At 63.3% G+C, this 20,107-nt stretch carries 20 protein-coding genes and 1 pseudogene; 12 read left to right on the top strand and 9 right to left on the bottom strand.

Annotation, left to right across the window (positions count from 1 at the left end; translation table 11 throughout):
- Window positions 1-18: 18 nt before the first annotated feature.
- From K226_RS19510 to hemP, 5 genes are all read left to right on the top strand, one after another.
- The gene (locus tag K226_RS19510) at window positions 19-291 is read left to right on the top strand and encodes a bacterioferritin-associated ferredoxin (RefSeq protein ID WP_081739418.1); all 273 of its coding nucleotides are present in this window, start codon (window positions 19-21) and stop codon (window positions 289-291) included.
- Window positions 292-391: 100 nt separating this feature from the next.
- Complete coding sequence (locus K226_RS0111055; protein WP_024814867.1) at window positions 392-1,087, top strand: energy transducer TonB; 696 nt, start codon at window positions 392-394, stop codon at window positions 1,085-1,087.
- A gap of 25 nt (window positions 1,088-1,112) precedes the next feature.
- A complete protein-coding gene (locus K226_RS0111050; RefSeq protein ID WP_024814866.1) occupies window positions 1,113-1,829 on the top strand; it encodes a MotA/TolQ/ExbB proton channel family protein in 717 nt (238 codons plus the stop codon).
- A 3-nt stretch (window positions 1,830-1,832) separates the two neighbouring features.
- The gene (locus K226_RS0111045; protein ID WP_024814865.1) at window positions 1,833-2,243 is read left to right on the top strand and encodes a biopolymer transporter ExbD; all 411 of its coding nucleotides are present in this window, start codon (window positions 1,833-1,835) and stop codon (window positions 2,241-2,243) included.
- Window positions 2,244-2,451: 208 nt separating this feature from the next.
- Entirely contained in the window at window positions 2,452-2,679 is a 228-nt protein-coding gene (gene hemP / locus K226_RS0111040) for a hemin uptake protein HemP (protein ID WP_024814864.1), read from the top strand.
- 292 nt (window positions 2,680-2,971) lie between these two features.
- Here hemP and K226_RS0111030 read toward each other — a convergent pair whose 3' ends face one another.
- On the bottom strand, window positions 2,972-3,379 hold the full coding sequence (locus K226_RS0111030) for a heme-binding protein (RefSeq protein ID WP_024814863.1): 408 nt from the start codon (window positions 3,377-3,379) through the stop codon (window positions 2,972-2,974).
- 212 nt (window positions 3,380-3,591) lie between these two features.
- Here K226_RS0111030 and K226_RS0111025 point away from each other — a divergent pair, with 212 nt between their 5' ends.
- Together K226_RS0111025 and K226_RS0111020 are read left to right on the top strand one after the other, a co-directional pair.
- Entirely contained in the window at window positions 3,592-4,287 is a 696-nt protein-coding gene (locus K226_RS0111025; protein WP_024814862.1) for a Bax inhibitor-1/YccA family protein, read from the top strand.
- 113 nt (window positions 4,288-4,400) lie between these two features.
- A complete protein-coding gene (locus K226_RS0111020; RefSeq protein WP_024814861.1) occupies window positions 4,401-4,769 on the top strand; it encodes a hypothetical protein in 369 nt (122 codons plus the stop codon).
- A gap of 105 nt (window positions 4,770-4,874) precedes the next feature.
- Here the strand turns inward: K226_RS0111020 and rlmD are convergent, their stop codons facing one another.
- The 3 genes from rlmD to K226_RS0111005 form a co-directional block, all read right to left on the bottom strand.
- A complete protein-coding gene (rlmD, locus tag K226_RS0111015; protein WP_024814860.1) occupies window positions 4,875-6,335 on the bottom strand; it encodes a 23S rRNA (uracil(1939)-C(5))-methyltransferase RlmD in 1,461 nt (486 codons plus the stop codon).
- 59 nt (window positions 6,336-6,394) lie between these two features.
- On the bottom strand, window positions 6,395-6,688 hold the full coding sequence (locus tag K226_RS0111010; protein ID WP_024814859.1) for a hypothetical protein: 294 nt from the start codon (window positions 6,686-6,688) through the stop codon (window positions 6,395-6,397).
- A gap of 84 nt (window positions 6,689-6,772) precedes the next feature.
- Window positions 6,773-7,246: an Lrp/AsnC ligand binding domain-containing protein gene (locus K226_RS0111005; protein WP_024814858.1), complete on the bottom strand. Its 474-nt coding sequence runs from the start codon at window positions 7,244-7,246 to the stop codon at window positions 6,773-6,775.
- Between the two features lie 139 nt (window positions 7,247-7,385).
- Between K226_RS0111005 and putA the strand changes: the two genes are divergently transcribed.
- Complete coding sequence (gene putA, locus K226_RS0111000; protein ID WP_024814857.1) at window positions 7,386-11,144, top strand: trifunctional transcriptional regulator/proline dehydrogenase/L-glutamate gamma-semialdehyde dehydrogenase; 3,759 nt, start codon at window positions 7,386-7,388, stop codon at window positions 11,142-11,144.
- A 107-nt stretch (window positions 11,145-11,251) separates the two neighbouring features.
- Here putA and K226_RS0110995 read toward each other — a convergent pair whose 3' ends face one another.
- Together K226_RS0110995 and K226_RS0110990 are read right to left on the bottom strand one after the other, a co-directional pair.
- Complete coding sequence (locus tag K226_RS0110995) at window positions 11,252-12,322, bottom strand: DUF6352 family protein (protein WP_024814856.1); 1,071 nt, start codon at window positions 12,320-12,322, stop codon at window positions 11,252-11,254.
- Window positions 12,323-12,747: 425 nt separating this feature from the next.
- The gene (locus K226_RS0110990; protein WP_024814855.1) at window positions 12,748-13,089 is read right to left on the bottom strand and encodes a hypothetical protein; all 342 of its coding nucleotides are present in this window, start codon (window positions 13,087-13,089) and stop codon (window positions 12,748-12,750) included.
- Window positions 13,090-13,571: 482 nt separating this feature from the next.
- Here K226_RS0110990 and K226_RS0110985 point away from each other — a divergent pair, with 482 nt between their 5' ends.
- Window positions 13,572-14,003, top strand: a complete 432-nt coding sequence (locus tag K226_RS0110985; protein ID WP_024814854.1) for a hypothetical protein — start codon at window positions 13,572-13,574, stop codon at window positions 14,001-14,003.
- A 73-nt stretch (window positions 14,004-14,076) separates the two neighbouring features.
- Here the strand turns inward: K226_RS0110985 and K226_RS0110980 are convergent, their stop codons facing one another.
- Window positions 14,077-14,970, bottom strand: coding sequence for a LysR family transcriptional regulator (locus K226_RS0110980; RefSeq protein ID WP_024814853.1), 894 nt, complete (start codon window positions 14,968-14,970; stop codon window positions 14,077-14,079).
- 109 nt (window positions 14,971-15,079) lie between these two features.
- On the opposite strand from K226_RS0110980, the gene K226_RS0110975 reads away from it, so the two are divergent.
- A complete protein-coding gene (locus K226_RS0110975; RefSeq protein ID WP_024814852.1) occupies window positions 15,080-15,490 on the top strand; it encodes a hypothetical protein in 411 nt (136 codons plus the stop codon).
- 184 nt (window positions 15,491-15,674) lie between these two features.
- Window positions 15,675-16,177: pseudogene (locus K226_RS19505) on the top strand (TerC family protein); the annotation flags it as partial.
- Window positions 16,178-16,267: 90 nt separating this feature from the next.
- On the opposite strand, the gene guaA reads toward K226_RS19505, so the two are convergent.
- Window positions 16,268-17,887, bottom strand: a complete 1,620-nt coding sequence (gene guaA, locus K226_RS0110970; RefSeq protein ID WP_024814851.1) for a glutamine-hydrolyzing GMP synthase — start codon at window positions 17,885-17,887, stop codon at window positions 16,268-16,270.
- A 70-nt stretch (window positions 17,888-17,957) separates the two neighbouring features.
- Window positions 17,958-19,433 carry an IMP dehydrogenase gene (guaB, locus tag K226_RS0110965; RefSeq protein WP_024814850.1) on the bottom strand — a complete coding sequence of 492 codons (1,476 nt, stop codon included), beginning with the start codon at window positions 19,431-19,433 and terminating at the stop codon, window positions 17,958-17,960.
- Window positions 19,434-19,541: 108 nt separating this feature from the next.
- Between guaB and K226_RS0110960 the strand changes: the two genes are divergently transcribed.
- Window positions 19,542-20,075, top strand: a complete 534-nt coding sequence (locus K226_RS0110960) for a DUF4124 domain-containing protein (protein WP_024814849.1) — start codon at window positions 19,542-19,544, stop codon at window positions 20,073-20,075.
- Window positions 20,076-20,107: the final 32 nt, after the last annotated feature.

The following is a 20,107-nucleotide window of genomic DNA, read 5'->3' as shown; positions in this document are numbered from 1 at the left end:
GCCAAACTGCCTGCCGCCATGATCGTCTGTGTTTGCCGCCGAATTTCCGACCGTGAAATTGCCCGCCATGCGCGCGCAGGAATGAGTTTCGACGATATCCAGTTCGAGCTGGGCGTGGCCACCCAATGCGGATGCTGCGAAAGCTGCGCCCGCGATGTGGTGGCGCAATGCAGCGCAACAAGCCCGGTTGCCGCGCTGCACAATGAGACTGCGGTACAACCGGTTCAGCTTGCCAACTCTCTTCGGGAAAGCAAAGCATGGAACTCCTCTCTACACTCGCGGGCAGTCTGATTTTTGTCGCCGGTTCGACCTGGTGGATCTTTCGCAAGTAATCTGAACATTTTTGGGCATTGGCCCTTGTCCATCAAGCGCTGGCAGCTATCATTTTTATATGTCCCAACGAGATCGTTTTGCCCCTGTCGGGGGCGTGAGCCGCAATGCCGTGATCGTGGGTTCGGTGGTGATGCTGCATGTGGCAGGGCTTTGGGCCCTGCAATCGGGTTTGCTGCGCCGTGCGGCAGAGGTGATCGTGCCCGCAGAGTTGCTGAGCGAATTCATTGCACCACCGGCCCCCAGGGTCGCGCCGCCCGCGCCACCAACCCCTCCCGCCCCGCCGCCGCCACGGCCCGCGCCCAGGGTGCAGGCCCCGCGCCCGGCGCCGATGCCCGTGGCCATTGCCGATCCCACACCGGCCCCCAATGCCCCGGTGGGCATCACCACACCCCAACCGCCCGCGCCCCCCATCGAAGCCCCGGTGGCACCTCCGGCGCCGCCCGCACCGCCCGCGCCATCCGCACCGGCCCGCATCGACATGCCCTCCAGCGATGCCGCGTACCTCAACAACCCCAAACCCGGCTACCCGGCCATCAGCAAACGCATGGGTGAGCAGGGCAAAGTGGTGCTGCGCGTGCTGATCGGCACCGACGGACTGCCGCAGAAGGTGGAAATCAACAAATCCAGCGGCTACGACCGTCTGGACCGCCAGGCCCAGGAGGCCGTCATGCGCTGGCGCTTCGTGCCCGGCAAGCGCAACGGCGTGCCAGAGGCCATGTGGAGCCTGGTGCCCATCAATTTTGTTCTCGAATAACCGAACCACTGTTTAGGGAGTTTTCATGGAATCGCAATTTGGCATCGCCAACGTCTGGATACAAGGTGACTTTGTCACCCGCGCTGTCGCCATCCTGCTGCTGGCCATGTCACTGGCCTCGTGGATCGTCATCCTCATCAAGGCCCTGGACATCATCAAGCTCAAAAAACACGCCCGCGCGGCGCAGGATTTCTGGCACAGCGAAGACTTTGCCGCCGCCCTGACCAAGCTGGGCAACGACCCTGCGAACCCGTTTCGCCACCTGGCCCTGGAAGGCCGCGAGGCCACGGCCCACCACCGCAACACCAAGGCCCACCTGCACGACAGCCTGGACGTGAGCGACTGGGTTACCCGCTGCCTGCGCAACTGCATTGACGAGTTCACGGCACGCATCCAGTCGGGCCTGGCCATCCTGGCGTCAGTGGGCTCCACCGCGCCGTTCATCGGCCTTTTTGGCACGGTGTGGGGCATCTACCACGCCCTGCTGGCCATTGGCACCTCGGGCCAGTCCACCATCGACAAGGTGGCCGGGCCCATCGGCGAGGCACTGATCATGACGGCCCTGGGCTTGGCGGTGGCCATTCCTGCGGTGCTGGGCTACAACGCGCTGGTGCGCGGCAACAAGTCCATCCTGAACGGCCTCAACAGCTTTGCCCACGACCTGCACGCCTACTTTGTCACCGGCGCCCGCGTGAATGCAGGCGAGCCCGGCAAGGTGCTGCCCATGAAGAAAGGCAGCTGAGCCATGGCCTTCGGAACCCAAGACGATGCCGATGAGGTGATGAACGAAATCAACATGACGCCGCTGGTGGACGTCATGCTGGTGCTGCTCATCATCTTCATCATCACCGTGCCGGTGATGAAGCATTCGGTGAACGTGGACCTGCCCCGCGCCACCAACCAGCCCGAGATCATCAAGCCCGAAACCGTGCGCCTGTCGGTGGCCGCCGACGGCCAGTATTTCTGGAATGGCGCACCGGTCGCCGACGAAGAACTCTTTTCCCTCCTGCAGACCGAAGGGGCCAAAACGCCCCAGCCTGACCTGCACATCCGGGGCGACAAGGAAGTGCGCTACGAGCGCGTGGCCCAGGCCATGGCGGCGGCACAGCGTGCGGGTGTGCGCAAGATCGGCTTTGTGACCGAGCCGCAGCAGTAACCCCGGTGCCACGGGGCAGCGGCAAAGCTGCCTCCGATTCTTCGAGCGCCTGGAGGGGGTGGGCTCCCGCTTGCCCCCGCGTTGGGCATCGGTGCGCCGCAGCGCCCACCCAAGCCCACTTTCTATCGATTCTCAGCAAAAATCACTTGACTTGTAATTGCGAATCGTTATCATTAACAAACCGAATCGCAATGCACCTGAACCGCTCATGCAAGCCACTTTGACCATCGCTTCCCCCCAGTGCTCCCCTGCCTCCGGTCTGACGGCATCCCCATCCGCAACGTCCGACCTTCCCACGGCAAATGCCGCTGGCGCTGCAGCCGCTGTGGACAGCAGCACGCTTTTGCAGGGACAGAAAGCCGTGGCCATTTGCCACAACGGATCGGTGTACCGCCTGCAGGCCACCAAGCTGGGCAAGCTGATCCTGACCAAATAAACCAGGGCGCCAGCCAGCGCGATCGCCCGCGCCACCGGCATTTGGCGTCGTTTCCGTGTTTCATCGTGGGGAGACTCCCGGGCTTGTCACAAGCCCGACAGGGTCTTTTTTGCCAGCCAACGGGTTTGCCCCCGCGTAGCCAGGCCTTTTTTGCACCACGCATCCACATCGCTGGCCCCCATAAAAAAACCGGCCTGCAGACCGGTTTTATATTATTTGATGGTGTTTCAGGGCTTCAGCCCTTTATCTGAAAGCGCGTACAGCTACCAAGCAAATAGCAAACAACCTCGAATCAGAGGCCCAGTGCGGCAATGCCCGCGCGCGAAATCTGCGCATCCTCGGACGATTTCACACCGCTCACGCCCACGGCGCCCAGGCATTGCCCGTCTTTCATGATCGGCACGCCGCCTTCGAGCAGGCCATCGATGGCAGGCGCGCTCAGGAACGCCGTGCGTCCGCCGTTGACGATGTCTTCGTACACCTTGCTCTCGCGCCGGCCCAGTGCGGCCGTGTGGGCCTTGGCGGGTGCGATGTGCGACGACACTGCCGCCGCGCCATCCAGGCGCTGCAGCCACAGCAGGTGGCCACCATCGTCCACGATGGCAATGGTCACAGCCCACTGATTCTTCAGTGCTTCGGCTTCAGCGGCCGCCGCGATCTTTTTGACGTCGGCCAGTTCGAGTTCGTGTTTGGTTTTCATGGTTGCCATGCAGGGTTGAGGGGGGCTGCATTACCAGGCCCCCGGACGAAAAAGGCAAGCATAGCGGCAGCCGACAGCGTGTAAACCGCTGCCTGAGGCGAAAGAATAGTGACCTAAAGTGTTTGAAGGGGTGCGGTTATTGTTTTTCGTCAGAACATCGCCACATAGAATCCAACGGTCTGCGTCGTGCAGGCTTCTAGGAGAGACACAAGATGAATGACCAAGTCACCACCCTGGGCCACTCTGCGGGCTATGGCATCTCGCAGGAGCAGCGCCACAAGGTGCTGCGCAACACTTACTGGCTGCTTGCCCTGAGCATGCTGCCCACCGTGCTGGGCGCCTGGATTGGCGTGGCCACCGGCATCACGCAGTCGCTGAGCGGCGGTTTGGGTCTGATCGTCTTCATGGGCGGCGCCTTTGGCTTCATGTACGCCATCGAAAAGACCAAGAACTCGGCAGCAGGTGTGCCCGTGCTGTTGGCCTTCACCTTTTTCATGGGCCTGATGCTGTCACGCCTGATCGGCATGGTGCTGGGCTTCAAGAACGGCACCGATCTCATCATGACGGCCTTTGCCGGCACCGCAGGCGTGTTCTTCGTGATGGCCAGCCTGGCCAGCGTGATCAAGCGCGACCTCTCGGGCATGGGCAAGTGGCTCATGGTGGGCGCGCTGGTGCTGATGGTAGGCGCCGTGATCAACGTGTTTGTCGGCTCGTCGGCCGGCATGATGGCGATTTCTGTGGCGGCCATCGGCATCTTCAGCGCCTACATGCTGTATGACCTCAAGCAGATCCTCGATGGCGGCGAAACCAACTACATCAGCGCCACCTTGGCCCTGTACCTGGACATTTTCAACGTGTTCCAGAGCCTGCTGGCCCTGCTGGGCATCGCCGGTGGCGAACGCGACTGACAGCCCGTTGATCTTGACCACTGTCAAAAAGGCTCCTTCGGGAGCCTTTTTTCTGGGCTCTTTACCAAGGTCAAGCCTCAATTGAGCGGCGGAGGTGCCGATAATGCAAGTACATGTATCCAATCCTGCCTTCCACCACGCTGCGCCTGCTTGCTGTTTCAGCAGTTTTGCTGCTGGCAGGTTGCGAAATTCCCGGCCTGGGCCCTGACCCGCGCGTCGCTCAGCGCGATGCCGAGGCCAAAGCCATCGGCGGCGCCTGCCGCCATGCGCTGCGGGGGCTGGAAGACTGTTATACCCTCAACCCCAAGGCCGCCAAGGCCTCGGTGTTTGCCGGCTGGAAGGATATGGACGGCTACATGCGCGAGAACAAGATTGAAGGCACGCCTTCGGTGCTCGGCAAGGTGGACAAGCCGGAACGCAGCGAGCGCTCCACAGACATCGAGACCGAACCGCGCGACGCCACCAGCCGCGAGCGCAGTTAACGCACGCGGTTTGCCGGGCCCACACCCCGATCTGGAGGACGGCCTCCAGATCCCGGCCTACTAGCCCATTCGGGTCTGGGGCTCCTTAAACCCAGTCAAACCCCATCAAACCCGCTCAAACACCGCCATGCTTTCCACATGCGCCGTGTGCGGAAACATGTTGACCATGCCTGCCGCCGTGCATTGGTAGCCTGCCAGGTGCACCAGCAGCCCGGCATCGCGCGCCAGGGTGGCGGGGTTGCAACTGACATACACGATGCGCTTGGGCGGTGTCCAGCCCTCGGCACCTGCGGGCAACGGGCCAGCGCCTTCTGCCCCGATGCGCGCCTGCTCGATATCGGCCAGCGCCTTGGCCAGCGCAAAAGCGCCCTCGCGCGGCGGATCGACCAGCCATTTGTCGGCAGCACCGTCGGCCACCAACATCTCGGGGGTCATTTCGAACAGGTTGCGCGCTACAAATTCAGTAGCTGCCAGCGCTTTATAGTCGTTGGCTACAGCCTGATTCAGCACATAATTTTCGCGCGAGCGGGCCACCAGGGCCTCGCTGCCTTCGATGCCCAGCACCTCGCGCGCCTGGGTGGCCAGCGGCAGCGTGAAGTTGCCCAGGCCGCAAAACCAGTCGATCACGCGTTCGTGCGGCTGCACGTCCAGCAGGCGCAAGGCGCGGCTCACCAGCACGCGGTTGATGTGCGGGTTTACCTGCGTGAAATCGGTGGGCTTGAACGGCATGGTGATGCCGAAGTCGGGCAGCGCATAAGACAGTTGCTCGCCGCCTTCGTCGAGCAGCTTCACGGTGTCGGGGCCCTTGGGCTGCAGCCACCATTGCACGTTGTGCTCGGCCGCAAAGGCGCGCAGCCGGGCAAGGTCGCCTGCGCTCAGCGGCTCCAGGTGGCGCAGCACCAGCGCGGTCACGCTGTCGCCACAGGCCAGCTCGATCTGCGGGCAGGTGTCGCGCGCGTCCATGCCCGCAATCAGCGCGCGCAGCGGCATCAGCATGACGTCTACATGTGGCGGCAGCACGGGGCACTGCTGCATGTCGGCCACGTAGCGGCTTTTGCGCTCATGAAAACCAATCAGCACCTGGCCCTTCTTGATCACGTTGCGCACCGACAGCCGGGCACGGTAACGGTAACCCCAGGCCGGTCCTTCGATGGGGCGCAGCATGGTTTCGGCCTTGACCTTGCCCAGATGCCACAGGTTGTCTTCCAGCACCCGCTGCTTGACGGCCACCTGGGCGCCCATATGCAGGTGCTGCATCTTGCAGCCGCCGCAGGCACCGGCGTGCAGGCCGAAATGCGGGCAGCCGGGGCGTACACGTTGCGACGATTCGCGGTGGATCGCCGTCAGGCTGGCCTGCTCCCAGTTGTTCTTTTTGCGGTGGGTGTTCGCGGTGACCAGCTCGAACGGCAGGGCACCATCGATGAAGATAACCTTGCCATCGGGTTTGCGTGCAACGCCCTGGGCATCCAGGTCGAGAGACTGCACCTGCAACCAGCCGTCGGGCAGGTCGGATGCATCCTGTGTGGAAGGTTCAAACGAGGGGGATAGTTCTTTCGGTTCGCTCATCCCCCGATTGTCTCAGGCCCGGGACTGCGCTTGCCCCGGCCGTGGAGAAGCGGCCGCGTTCAACCCCGGTCTGCACGCGCAGGGCGCATGCCGCGCTGCGCCGACGCAGAGGCCAGCGGCAGCTTGTTGATGGTGAGCTCGCAGCCCTGGTCGTCCAGCGAGAAAACCAGCGTCGCGCCCGGAGCCACCCGGGGCAGGGTTTCATGGATTTCACGCGACATGTCCACCGGCGGCGAGGGCGCCCGGTAAACGATCTCCTGATTGGGGGCATACACCAGATAGCAAGCCGCTGCGGCCGACTGGCTGGCGAATGCGGCCACCAGAGCAACGGCAGCGTACGGAAATGCGGACATGGTCTTCTCCTCGATCTGGTTGAAATTACAACCCATTATGCGGCGATGGCAGCCCCCAGCCAACGCCCGCCTGGCGGCCCACCATCACCGCAGATGCAGATGGCTGCTGTGCTTGACCTCTTCCATCACCGCATAGGTGCGCGTTTCGCGCACGCCGGGCAGCTGCCACAGCACGTTGCCCGCAAACACGCGGTAGGCGTTCATGTCGGCAGCGCGGGTCTTGAGAAGGTAGTCAAACCCGCCTGCGACCAGGTGGCATTCCATGATTTCGGGGTGCACCTGCACCGCAGCCTTGAACTGGTCGAACACGTTGAGCGTGGTGCGGTCCAGCAGCACCTCCACGAACACCAGCATGCCCGCGCCCAGCTTCAGGGGGTTCAGGCGCGCCTCGTAGCCCAGGATGAAGCCATCGCGCGTCAGGCGCTGCACACGTGCCAGCACCGCGGTGGGCGACAGGGCCACGGCCTCGGCCAGCTTGAGGTTGGCAATGCGGCCGTCTTCCTGCAGGATTGACAGGATCTTGCGGTCGATGCGGTCCAGATCGGTTTCTGTTTGCATTTTTGTTAGCGATTTATTCGGCGTTAATGCCAATTTTCGAACATTTATTCGCCAATAGTCCAACGATCATCACTTTCAGCAGGCCAAACCCGCCCTTCAAGCCCGCGTTTTGCCCTCAAAACCACCGAAAGACACCGCCATGACGCAGCACACCGCCCAGCCTTCCGCTCCGTTCGCCGACTTCGCCCCCCGCACGCACCTGAGCAACCCCCTGCGCGCCGCCATCACCGCTGCCACCCGCCGCCCCGAGCCCGAGGCCCTGGCCCCGCTGCTGGGCCAGGCCCGGTTGCCTGCTGATCAAGCAGCGTCGGCCGAACAACTGGCCCTGCGCATTGCCAGGGCGCTGCGCGAGCGCAAGGCCAGCGCCGGGCGTGCGGGCATCGTGCAGGGCCTGCTGCAGGAGTTTTCGTTGTCGTCGCAAGAAGGCGTGGCGCTGATGTGCCTGGCCGAGGCGCTGCTGCGCATCCCCGACAAGGCCACGCGCGACGCGCTGATCCGCGACAAGATCAGCCACGGCCAGTGGGATGCCCACCTGGGCAAGAGCCCGTCCCTCTTCGTCAACGCCGCCACCTGGGGCCTGCTCATCACCGGCAAGCTGGTGGCCACGCACAGCGAGGGCAGCTTGGGCAACTCGCTCAGCCGCCTTACGGCCAAGGGCGGCGAGCCGCTGATCCGCAAGGGCGTAGACATGGCCATGCGCATGATGGGCGAGCAGTTTGTGACCGGCGAGACCATCGACGAAGCCCTGCGCAACGCCCGCACCATGGAAGCCGAGGGCTTTCGCTATTCGTACGACATGCTGGGCGAGGCCGCGCTGACCAGCGAAGACGCCAAGCGCTATTACGCGTCGTACGAGCAAGCCATCCACGCCATCGGCAAGGCCTCTGCCGGGCGCAGCATTTACGAAGGGCCCGGCATCTCGATCAAGCTATCGGCCCTGCACCCGCGCTACAGCCGCGCACAGTTTGGCCGCGTGATGGACGAGCTGTACCCGCTGGTGTTGCGCCTCACGTCCCTGGCCAGGCAGTACGACATTGGCCTGAACATCGACGCGGAGGAAACCGACCGCCTGGAGCTGTCGCTGGACCTGCTGGAGCGCCTGTGCCACGAACCCACCCTGGCGGGCTGGAACGGTATTGGCTTTGTCATCCAGGCCTACCAAAAGCGCTGCCCCTTTGTCATCGATTACATGGTGGACCTGGCCCGCCGCACCGAGCGGCGCCTGATGGTGCGCTTGGTGAAGGGCGCGTACTGGGACAGCGAGATCAAGCGAGCCCAGGTCGATGGCCTGGAGGACTACCCCGTGTACACGCGCAAGGTGCACACCGACATTTCGTACTTCGTCTGCGCACGCAAGCTGCTGGCCGCGCCCGAGGCTGTGTACCCCCAGTTCGCCACCCACAACGCCGAGACGGTGGCCACCATCTACCAATTGGCGGGCAGCAACTACTACGCCGGGCAATACGAGTTCCAGTGCCTGCACGGCATGGGCGAGCCACTGTATGAGCAGGTGGTGGGTGCCATCACCGCGGGCAAGCTCGGCCGCCCCTGCCGCATCTACGCCCCCGTGGGCACACACGAAACCCTGTTGGCCTACCTGGTGCGCCGCCTTCTGGAAAACGGCGCCAACACCTCGTTTGTGAACCGCATTGCCGACGAGACCATTGCGCTGGATGAACTGGTGAAGAGCCCTGTGCAGGTGGTGGACCAACAAGCCGCCGTGGAAGGCACCGCCGGACTGCCCCACCCCCGCATCGCCACGCCGCAGGGCCTGTATGGCGCGCACCGCACCAACTCGCGCGGGCTGGACCTGTCGAACGAAAACACGCTGATCGAGCTGGCCACCACCCTGCAAGCCACGGCAAGCCACGCCTGGGCGGCAGCGCCCCTAATGGCCGCAGACGTGCCCGAAGGCCCCGCCCAGCCCGTGCGCAACCCCGCCAATCACAACGACGTGGTGGGCCAGGTGCAAGAAGCCACCACCGCCGATGTGGACCAGGCCCTGGCGCACGCCCAGGCCGCCGCAGCCCCTTGGGCCGCTACACCGCCCGCTGAGCGCGCTGCCGCCCTGCTGCGCACCGCCGACCTGCTGGAAGAGCGCATGCAGCCCCTGCTGGGCCTGCTGATGCGCGAAGCCGGCAAGAGCGCCAGCAACGCCGTGGCCGAAGTGCGCGAGGCAGTGGACTTCTTGCGCTACTACGCCGCGCAGGTGCAAAGCACCTTCGACAACGCCACCCACATCCCTCTGGGCCCCGTGGCCTGCATCAGCCCCTGGAACTTCCCGCTCGCCATCTTCATGGGCCAGGTCGCCGCCGCATTGGCCGCAGGCAACCCGGTGCTGGCCAAGCCCGCCGAGCAAACCCCGCTGATCGCCGCCGAAGCCGTGCGCCTGCTGTGGCAGGCCGGTGTGCCCCGCGCCGCCGTGCAACTGCTGCCCGGCCAGGGCGAAACTGTGGGCGCCCGCCTGATTGGCGATGAGCGCGTGATGGGCGTGATGTTCACCGGCTCCACTGAAGTCGCCCGCATTCTGCAACGCACCGTGGCCGGGCGCCTGGATGCCGCAGGCCGCCCCATTCCGCTGATCGCCGAAACCGGCGGGCAGAACGCGATGATCGTGGACTCGTCGGCGCTCGCCGAGCAAGTGGTGGGCGATGCTGTGTCGTCCGCCTTTGACAGCGCAGGCCAGCGCTGCTCAGCCCTGCGCATGCTTTGCGTGCAGGAAGAAGCCGCCGACCGCGTGGTCGAGATGCTGCAAGGCGCCATGGGCGAACTGCGCGTAGGCAACCCCGGCGCACTGCGCGTAGACGTGGGGCCGGTCATCGATGCCGAAGCACAAGCTGGTATCAGCCAACACATCGAGACCTTCAAGGCCAAGGGCCACCGCGTGTTCCAGCACCCCGCTCACCGGACTGCTGCGGACGCCCAGGGCACCTTCGTACCGCCCACACTGATCGAGCTGAACCACATCGGTGAGCTGCAGCGCGAGGTCTTCGGCCCCGTGCTGCACCTGGTGCGCTACGCCCGCAACGACCTGAACCAGTTGCTCGACCAGATCAACGCCACCGGCTACGGCCTGACACAGGGCGTACACACCCGCATCGACGAAACCATTGCCCGCGTGGTGAACCGCGCGCACGCGGGCAACGTGTACGTCAACCGCAACATGGTGGGCGCCGTGGTGGGCGTGCAGCCGTTTGGTGGCGAAGGCCTGTCAGGCACGGGCCCCAAGGCGGGTGGGCCGCTGTACCTGCTGCGCCTGCTGTCACAGCGCCCCGCCGATGCGCTGGCCCGCACGTTTGCGGACGCCGACCGTGCCACACCGCCCGAGGATGCTGTGCGCAAACGCCTGCTAGCGCCGCTGGCCACCCTGCAGCAGTGGGCCCAGCTGCAAGGCAATGCAGCCTTGGCCAGCACCTGCCAGCGCTTTGCCCGGCAAACCCAAAGCGGCACCGCCCGCACCCTGCACGGTCCCACGGGCGAGCGCAATGTTTACACGCTGGCCCCGCGCGCCAGGGTGCTGTGCCTGGCGCAAAGTATTGACGACCTGCTGACGCAAACCGCCGCCGTGCTCGCCACCGGCGGCACCGCCCTGTGGCCCAACGCCCAGGCCAACCTTCGCGCCCAATTGCCCTCGCTGGTTCAGGCGCAGGTCATGCTGCAAGACAACACACTGAACGACGCCACGCTGGAGCTGGACGCCGTGCTCCACCATGGCGATGCCCCGTCGCTGCAGGCCGTATGCACCGCCCTCGCCCGCCGCGCCGGGCCCATTGTGGGCGTGACGGCACTGCAGCCCAGCGCGGTGGACATCCCGCTGGAGCGCCTGCTGATTGAGCGGGCCCTCAGCGTGAACACGGCGGCGGCCGGGGGCAATGCGAGCCTGATGACGATTGGCTGAGCGCCCGACGCAGTGCAACGATCCGAGGGACCGAAACACAACATTCAAATGAAAATAGCCTCCAGTGTTTATGGGTAAAGCGCCAACAGCTATCTATTTCATAGTATTCAAGACGAGGTTGCGAGCGGCAGATTGAGCAACAGGTTCTGCGGCTTGATGCGCACCACGCCCTCGGCGCTGGTAGCCAGCCCCAGATACACCGGCTTGCCCGCCACATCGGCCCGCATCTCGGCCGGGTTGGCAAAGGTCAGCGTGAACAGGCTCACCAGCCGCGCCATGCGCTCGGCATCCACCGGCCGGTCCTGGTACAGGTCGTTGAGGATGGCGGTGGATTCCACATCCAGCCCCACATGCCAACGCCACGCGCTGTCGGTGATCTGGTGCACGGGTTCGATCTGCACCTGCACGCCCAGCAGGTGCGCCACCCAGCGCTCCAGCACGCGCGCCAGTGCCTTGAGGCCCGAGCGGGCGCTGGTCATCTTGAAGGTCAGGCCATGGCTCAGGTCCTGCTTCAGCTCGTGGGTCAGGTCCAGCAAAAAGTGATGTCGCTCGCTGCCTTGCCAATACTGCAGGGCGTTGTCCACACCGAGCACCTGCATATCGATGTGCTGCTGCAACGCACCGCTTTCCAGCAAAAGGCGCCCGATGTCGCCCAGGCCCGCCGTCTCATTGAGCATGTCCAGCGTGGCGCGATCACCCGCGAGCATCTGACTCTCGTGGAGGGTGATGCGCTGAGGGCGGAACAGCATCTCGGCCGCCCGGGCTTCGAAGGCGTCGTTGCATTCATCGAGCAAGTTGCGCAGCAGCGCCTGCACCACGGCGTCGATGAACACTGCTGGCACGTTGACCGCCCCGCTGCGCATGAGCTGCAGGTAATAAGCCTCCAATGTGCCCGCAGCCAGGAGCCCATCGCGAAATCGCAGGAACACGGCGTAGTTTTCGCGCGCGTCGTCATCCTCCAGCGCCGCCAGCTCCTGCAACGCCACGGGCCGCAATGGCGATGTGGCCAGAGACTGGTGCAGGGCCATCTCGGCGGCGCACGATTCGGGCACCAAAGCAAGTTCGGGCCTTGCCAATACCCACTGAAAGTAGGCTTCAGTAGGCACCAGCCAGCCGCGCGCGTCGCGCGCGAGCATGAGAAAACCACAGTGGGGCCAGAAATCCGAGGGCGAGGTCATGCTGCTAAACCTCCAGCTGGTGCCAGTACGCAGGTAAAAAAAGTGTTCATCAGGTGGAGCGCAATCCCGGGATGGCACATCCTCGGGTCAGATCATTGATCGCAAATACGGACAAGAACGACATTGTGCCGATGCGCAAGCAAACCGACTGCACATGCACCCTGGAAGGAAGCGTTGCAAGGCACTCTCTGCCGACGGCAAAAAGCGAAAATCGTCAGCGGGCATGCCAGAGTGCGGGACACACGCGGCGCGGGCGCAGCTCACGTTTGCGCTAAGCCCTTTGGCAATGCAGCGCTTTCGCGCGCGCCCTCGGAGCGCAAACCAGCACCTGGCCCACACTGCGTGATGCCAGCAGTCGAAAGTGAAACGACTCTTGCCCTGCACGACGGACGGTGTTTGAGTCCGCGCAGGCACACGTCGAATCTTTATGACTCAAGTTCGAACCCGTGCTGGCGCGGCCTGCGCGCAACCGTTGCACGGCGCCACACCCGCAGAACAAGCCGAACAGCGCGTGCCAGAGCCCCATCGAGGGCCGTGCGCCAATCCTTTGCCACTGACGAGACGACCACCGGGCCAGCGCCATCCGTACGCAGCTCGATCTGGCAGCGCTTATCAAGCCCTCCACGGGGACCGTTCACGTCTACCAGCTTTACATCGACACGGGGCACCAGCGCACTCAGGCGCCGAAGCACAAAACGCACCCGGCGCTCGACGACCTCGCGCATCACGGCTGCTTCAGGATGGCGGGACTTGAAAAGTATCTGCATCAGCGTTCTCCTTGGTTGGAGCGTGCACGATAGCCAGCATCCTCAGACGGGAACAGCAGCTTTTTCCTGAAAACCATCTCTGCAAAGCCTGCTGCATGAAACGCTTTACCACCCAAAATATTTCGGTTTATCCGATGCAAGCGTCATAGAAAACCTGCTTCTTGCACTGCCGGTCTGGTTGCACATTCGAGGCTGTATCAACCACCAGGAGGCGCTTCGTGAAGCCGTCAAACCGTGCCCATTCACTACTCACCTTATTGCGCACCACCGCCCTGCGGCTGCTCCGGCAATGGTCGCAATGGCGAAGGGCATCGCGTGCTCCAGCGCTGATTCCCATTCGAATCGACTCCGTACGCCGCGAACGCCCGGGGGGCCGTCGCCGCTAGCAGGGCCGATGCCGCCACGCTGGCGTCTCACGCCCCTGCAGCCCCCCGGGGCAGGACCCGTCATTGCAACCACCAACACGCCCCTAAGGAATAACCATGCATAGCTACCCCAAAAACAGCCCCGAAGCAGCAGCCCGGGTCATTGCCCTGCTGTTGATATCGGATGGACACGTCAGCCGCTCGGAGATGGATGCCCTTTACGGACTGGGCATTGAGCGCGAACTCGGCCTTGCCCCCGGTGCCTTTGCAAGGGTACTGCGCACTTTGTGCGAAGACCTGCTGATGGGCACGCACGAGCGCCGCGTCCTCACTGGCAGCGTCAACGCGGAAACGCTCTCAGCGCTGTTGAACGATGTGTCCAATCCAGAACTGCAGGACATGGTGCTGCACTTTGCCAGTACGGCTGTTGCTGCAGACCACCACGTAGCGGCGGCAGAGGCATGGATCATGGAAGCAGCACTAGCGCAGTGGCGTTTGGGCAAAGCGCCAACCACACAGAACGCCACAGAACGGGCGCTCACGATGTGAACGGCGGCAAGCCAGCCGACGCCGTGATCGCCACGCGACCTCAGACAGTGACCATGCAGGGCCCGTGCGCACACTACACAGCATCCGCCCTGTGCGAAGCGGCCAGTATTTGGCGTACCAGCGGGTGATGCTGGCCGCGGCGCGACCAAATGGCATGCACTTCCTCGCTGATGTCGGGGCAGTCACCCAAAAGGCGTAGCCCTCGCACCAGCCCTACGTCCTGGGCGCCCAATTGGCTGACCGGGAACGCCCCGAGCCCGCGGGCCGAAAACACCGCCAGCAGCGCGCTGTCTTCAAACTCACCTACTACCCGGGGCTTCACGCCGATTTCCTGAAACCAAGTATCCAGCGTGGATCGCAGCGGCGAATGGGCTGTGGGCAACAGCACCGGCAAATCCTGCAGCGACTGCGGAAAACGGTCGCGCACAGACTTTTTGACCAGCGAAGCCGGTCCATACCACTGCAGCGCGGAGCGGGCGATACGTTCACTGGAGAGCCGCTGGTTTGGATTGCGGGGCGCAGCCTGCCCGGCCAGCACCACATCCAGCTGGTGCAATGCCAACTCGGACAGCAGTTCATCAAACTCCCCCTCGTGGCACACCAGGCGAAGATGCGGCGTGGCAAGCACCGGCTCCAGCAGCGCATGCGCCGCCAGCTTGGAGATGCCGTCAGACAAACCCACAGACAGTCGTGCGACCTGGGCACTGGCTGCCTCACGCACCTCATCGACAATGCACTGACCCAGCTGGAATATTTCTTCGGCCCGTCCATATGCCGCCTGGCCCGCCTCGGTGAGCGCCACACCGCGGCCCGATGGCTTGAGCAGTTGGTGACCCAGGGACTTTTCGAGATCCCGCACCTGCGCGCTGATGGTCTGCACGGCCATCTCCAGGCGGTCTGCGGCACGGGCAAAGCCACCCTCCTTCGCAACCATCCAGAAATAGTAGAGATGGCGGTAGTTCAACATGCAGCCCCCAGTTCGGTAAAACCGAATGGTAGGTTCGACTGGAACTGGTGTCTATCGCGATTGGCCTTGACCATACTTGGCACTTGCGATTTTGAAAGGACGACATTCGATGTTTTATGCAATCAGCTGGTTTCTCTCGTTCACGCTTATGGCCCTGTGGTCTTTGGCATGCTGGGGCATGTATACAGTAGCTGCATGGGCAGTCTCAAGCGCAGGCGTTCTGACCGGTGGCACCCACGCCATAGGCACGATATTCATACCCGAATGGCTCCGTGGTTGGATACCGCCCGAACTTGCGCGAGAGTTCGAGGCCTTGATCGCCCCCGCAGAACCAATGATCGCGGCAGCAATCGAAACAGTCCCCGCCCTGTCCGGAGCCGTCACGGTAGTGGGATGGGCCATCTGGGGCCTGGGCGCCATGACCCTCGTCGCCATGGCGATCGGAGCCCATGCCCTGATCTCTCTACTCAAGCGCCGCGGGGTCAGCGCCGGCACATCCCGCGCCGCCTTCTTGCGATGAAGCCCGCATGAGCCCCGAGCGCACTGCACCGCGACCGTGGCCCAGTCGCCCCAGGCCCGTTGTGCAGCGACACGCTTCACGCGTGCGCAGTCGCATTTTTTTCCCGTTCCGGCACGATAGATTCACCACCATGGACGCATTCGTTGCGTTCCTGCTCACAGACCTCGTTGGCACACCGGCCTGAATGTGGCTGGTGTTTATCGGCATCGTCATCGCCTTGCTGACGTTCGATCTAGGCGTGTTGCACAAGGACGACCACGAGATCAGCGTGCGAAAGAACCTTCTTCTGTCGACGGGGAAAAATCACTGCGGCGCTGCTCTTCGGTGCCTGGGTGTTGTGGTATCTGGGCGCACAAAGCGGTATGGCTTACTTCACCAGGTTCCTGATCGAAAAGTCGCTGTCGATGGACAACGTGTTCGTCATCGCGCTGAATTTTCACGTTCTTTGCCATTCCCAGACACTACCAGCACCGTGTGCTTTTCTGGGGCATTCTGGGCGTGATCGCTCTGGGCGCCACACTGGTGAGCCAATTCAGCTGGGTGCGTTACATATTCGGCATATTCTTGGTCTTTACCGGCATCAAGATGTGGGTGATTGCGGACCATGTGCCGGACATTGGGAACAACCCGATCCTCCAGTTACTCAAGTGGCACCTGCGCGTGACCGAGGGATTTCGCGGCAATGCCAAAGCCCAACCAAATCAACGACTTAGTTGGGCGTGCGTCACTTTTTCGCAAGTTAAAATTCATATAAATCAACAACTTACGTTAGAGTTTTTACTCCCACTCAATCGTCGCTGGCGGCTTGCTGCTCACGTCGTAGGTCACGCGGTTGATGCCGCGCACTTCATTGATGATGCGGCCCGACACCTTCTTGAGCAGCGCGTAGGGCAGCTCGGCCCAGTCGGCGGTCATGAAGTCGCTGGTCTGCACGGCGCGCAGGGCCACCACGTAGTCGTACGTGCGGCCATCGCCCATCACGCCCACGCTCTTGACGGGCAGGAAGACGGTGAAGGCCTGGCTGGTGAGGTCATACCAGGTCTTGCCGGTGGCTTCATCCACGAAGTTGCGCAATTCTTCGATGAAGATCGCGTCGGCGCGGCGCAGTAGATCGGCGTATTCCTTCTTCACCTCGCCCAGGATGCGCACGCCCAGGCCCGGGCCTGGGAAGGGGTGGCGGTAGACCATCTCGGGCGGCAGGCCCAGGGCCACGCCGAGTTCGCGCACTTCGTCCTTGAACAGGTCGCGCAGGGGCTCCAAAAGCTTCAGGCCCAACTGCTCGGGCAGGCCACCGACGTTGTGGTGGCTCTTGATAGTGACGGCCTTTTTACTCTTGGCGCCGCCGGATTCAATCACGTCGGGGTAGATGGTGCCCTGGGCCAGGAAGGTGGCGCCCTTGTGGCCCTCGTTGCCAGCCTTGAGCTTGGCGGCCTCGGCTTTGAACACGTCGACGAACAGGCCGCCGATGATCTTGCGCTTGGCTTCGGGTTCGCTCACACCTGCGAGCTTGCCCAGGAAGAGGTCTGCCGCGTCCACGCGGATGACCTTGGCGTGTAGCTTGCCGACAAACATGTCCATCACCATGTCGCCCTCATTCAGGCGCAGCAGGCCATGGTCCACGAAGACACAGGTGAGCTGGTCACCAATGGCGCGGTGGATCAACGCCGCTGCTACAGATGAATCGACACCGCCCGACAGGCCCAGAATCACTTCCTCATCGCCTACCTGCTGGCGAATCTGCTCCACCGCCTCGGCAATGTGGTCGCGCATGACCCAGTCTGGCGAGGTGCCGCAAATGCCGAGCACGAAGCGCTCGAGCAGCGCCTTGCCCTGCACGGTGTGCGTGACTTCGGGGTGGAACTGCACGGCATAAAAGCGGCGCTCTTCGTCGGCCATGCCGGCGATGGGGCAGCTATCGGTGCTGGCCATGAGCTTGAAGCCCGGGGGCAACTCGGTGACCTTGTCGCCGTGGCTCATCCACACGTTGAGCATGCCATGGCCTTCGGGGGTGGTGAAGTCGGCAATATCTTTAAGCAGCGCGGTGTGGCCCCGTGCGCGCACCGCGGCGAAGCCGAACTCACGCTTGTGGCCCGTTTCCACCTTGCCGCCCAGCTGCTGTGCCATGGTCTGCATGCCGTAGCAGATGCCCAGCACGGGCAGGCCCAAGTCGAACACGGCCTGGGGGGCACGGTCGGTGGTGTCTTCGGTCACGCTGGCGTGGCTGCCCGACAAAATGATGCCTTTGAGCGAGCCATCGCTGGCGTAGTCACGCACCCACTCGTCGGTCACGTCGCAAGGATGCACCTCACAGTACACATTGGCCTCGCGCACGCGGCGGGCGATGAGCTGGGTGACTTGCGAGCCGAAATCGAGGATGAGGATTTTCTGGTGTTGCATGGTGGGCGACAGGAAAAAAGACAAAGGCCCGAACACCGTTGCGTGGGTTCGGGCCTGGGGGGCTGTGGCGTCAGTCAGCGCGGTAGTTCGGCGCTTCTTTGGTGATCTGCACGTCGTGCACGTGGCTTTCGCGAATACCGGCGGTGGTGATCTCGACGAACTCGGCCTTGTTGTTCATGTCCTCGATCGTGGCGCAACCGCAGTAGCCCATGGCGGCGCGCACGCCGCCCGCCATCTGGAACACGATGGAAACCATCGAACCCTTGTAGGGCACGCGACCCTCAATGCCCTCGGGCACCAGCTTGTCGGCATTGGGGTTGCCGGTGCTCGATTCCTGGAAGTAGCGGTCGGCGCTGCCTTGCTGCATGGCGCCGATGCTGCCCATGCCGCGATAGCTTTTATAGCTGCGGCCCTGGAACAAGATCACTTCGCCGGGCGCTTCTTCGGTGCCTGCGAACATGCCGCCCATCATGATGGTGCTGGCACCTGCGGCCAAGGCCTTGGCGATGTCACCGCTGAAACGAACGCCGCCGTCGGCGATCAGCGGCACGCCCGTGCCTCGCAGTGCCGTGGCCACGTTGTCGATGGCCATGATCTGCGGCACGCCCACGCCCGCCACGATGCGGGTGGTGCATATCGAACCGGGGCCAATGCCCACCTTGACAGCGTCGGCACCAGCCTCGACCAGCGCCAGCGCGGCTGCGCCGGTGGCGATGTTGCCGCCAATCACGTCGACTTGCGGGTAGTTCTGCTTGACCCAGCGCACGCGCTCGATCACGCCCTTGCTGTGGCCGTGGGCCGTGTCCACCACGATGGCATCGACACCGGCCTTGACCAGCGCTTCCACGCGCTCTTCGGTGCCCTCGCCCACGCCCACCGCAGCGCCCACGCGCAGGCGGCCCGAGGCATCACGCGCGGCATTGGGGAAGCTGGTCTGCTTAGTGATGTCTTTCACCGTGATCAGGCCTTTGAGCTCGAAGGCATCGTTGACCACCATGATTCGCTCAAGTTTGTGCTTGTTCAGCAGTGCCTTGGCTTCGGCCGGCGTGGTGCCGTCCTTCTCGTTAACGGTGATGAGTTTCTCGCGCGGCGTCATGATCTGGTGGACCTTGACGTCGTAGCGCGTTTCAAAGCGCAGATCGCGGCTGGTGACGATACCCACCACCTTGCCACCGTCGCACACCGGGAAACCCGAAATACCCAATTGCTCCGACAACTCCAGCACCTGAAGCACGGTGTGCTCAGGGGTGATGACGACAGGATCGCGCACCACGCCCGACTCGTAGCGCTTGACCTTGGCCACATGAGCAGCCTGCTCTTGCGGTGTGAGGTTCTTGTGCACGATGCCGATGCCGCCCTCCTGGGCGATGGCGATGGCCAGCCGTGCCTCTGTCACGGTGTCCATGGCAGCGGACACCAGCGGCAGATTCAACTGGATGTTGCGGGAGAGTTTCGTCGCGAGGGACGTGTCCTTGGGCAGGACCTGGGAGTACGCTGGCACCAGCAACACATCGTCGAAGGTGAGCGCTTTTCCAAGAAGGCGCATGAGAAAGCTCCAAAAAACGGATTGTACCCGCGCGGGCTGTGGCAAAAACGCAGCCATCCAAAGCAAGTGCACTGGCGGCTCCCCAGACGCACGGCTAAACTTGTCGCCATGAAAATGCACAAGTTTTTGCTGCTGGCCTTGGCCTGCACCTGGTCGCTGGGCGCATCAGCCCAATGGCAATGGATCGACAAGGATGGCCGCAAGGTGTTCAGCGATCGCGCGCCACCGCTGGATATTCCGGAAAAAAGCATCCTGAAACAGCCTGGAGGCAACCTGGGAACGAGTGCTGCTGCGAAACCAGTTCAGCCGGCTGACTCCTCAGAGCCCGCCGCCGCAGCTACACCACCCACCCCCAAACTGCCAGCCAGCACCGCCGGCAGCGGCAAGGACAAAGAACTCGAAGAGAAAAAAGCGCAGGCAGAGGCCGCAGAGGCTGCCAAGAAAAAAGCCGAAGACGAAAAGATTGCAAAAGCCAAGGCAGACAACTGCACCCGCGCGCGCCAAGCCAAGGCCACTTTTGAATCTGGCCGCCTCATCACGCACTCCAATGCCAAGGGCGAGCGGGTGTTTCTGGACGATGCCACCCGCGCGGCAGAATCCAAGCGCATCGACGGCATCATTGCAACAGATTGCGCACGGTAATTTTGGGGTAACGGCGCTTGCGTCGCCCCCTC

It is taken from the genome of Acidovorax sp. JHL-3, assembly GCF_000526295.1.
In the GTDB taxonomy this organism is placed as follows: Bacteria; Pseudomonadota; Gammaproteobacteria; order Burkholderiales; family Burkholderiaceae_C; genus Acidovorax; species Acidovorax defluvii.
The sequence above is the reverse complement of the archived record's forward strand: the minus strand, read 5'-3'. Positions and strand labels throughout refer to the sequence as shown.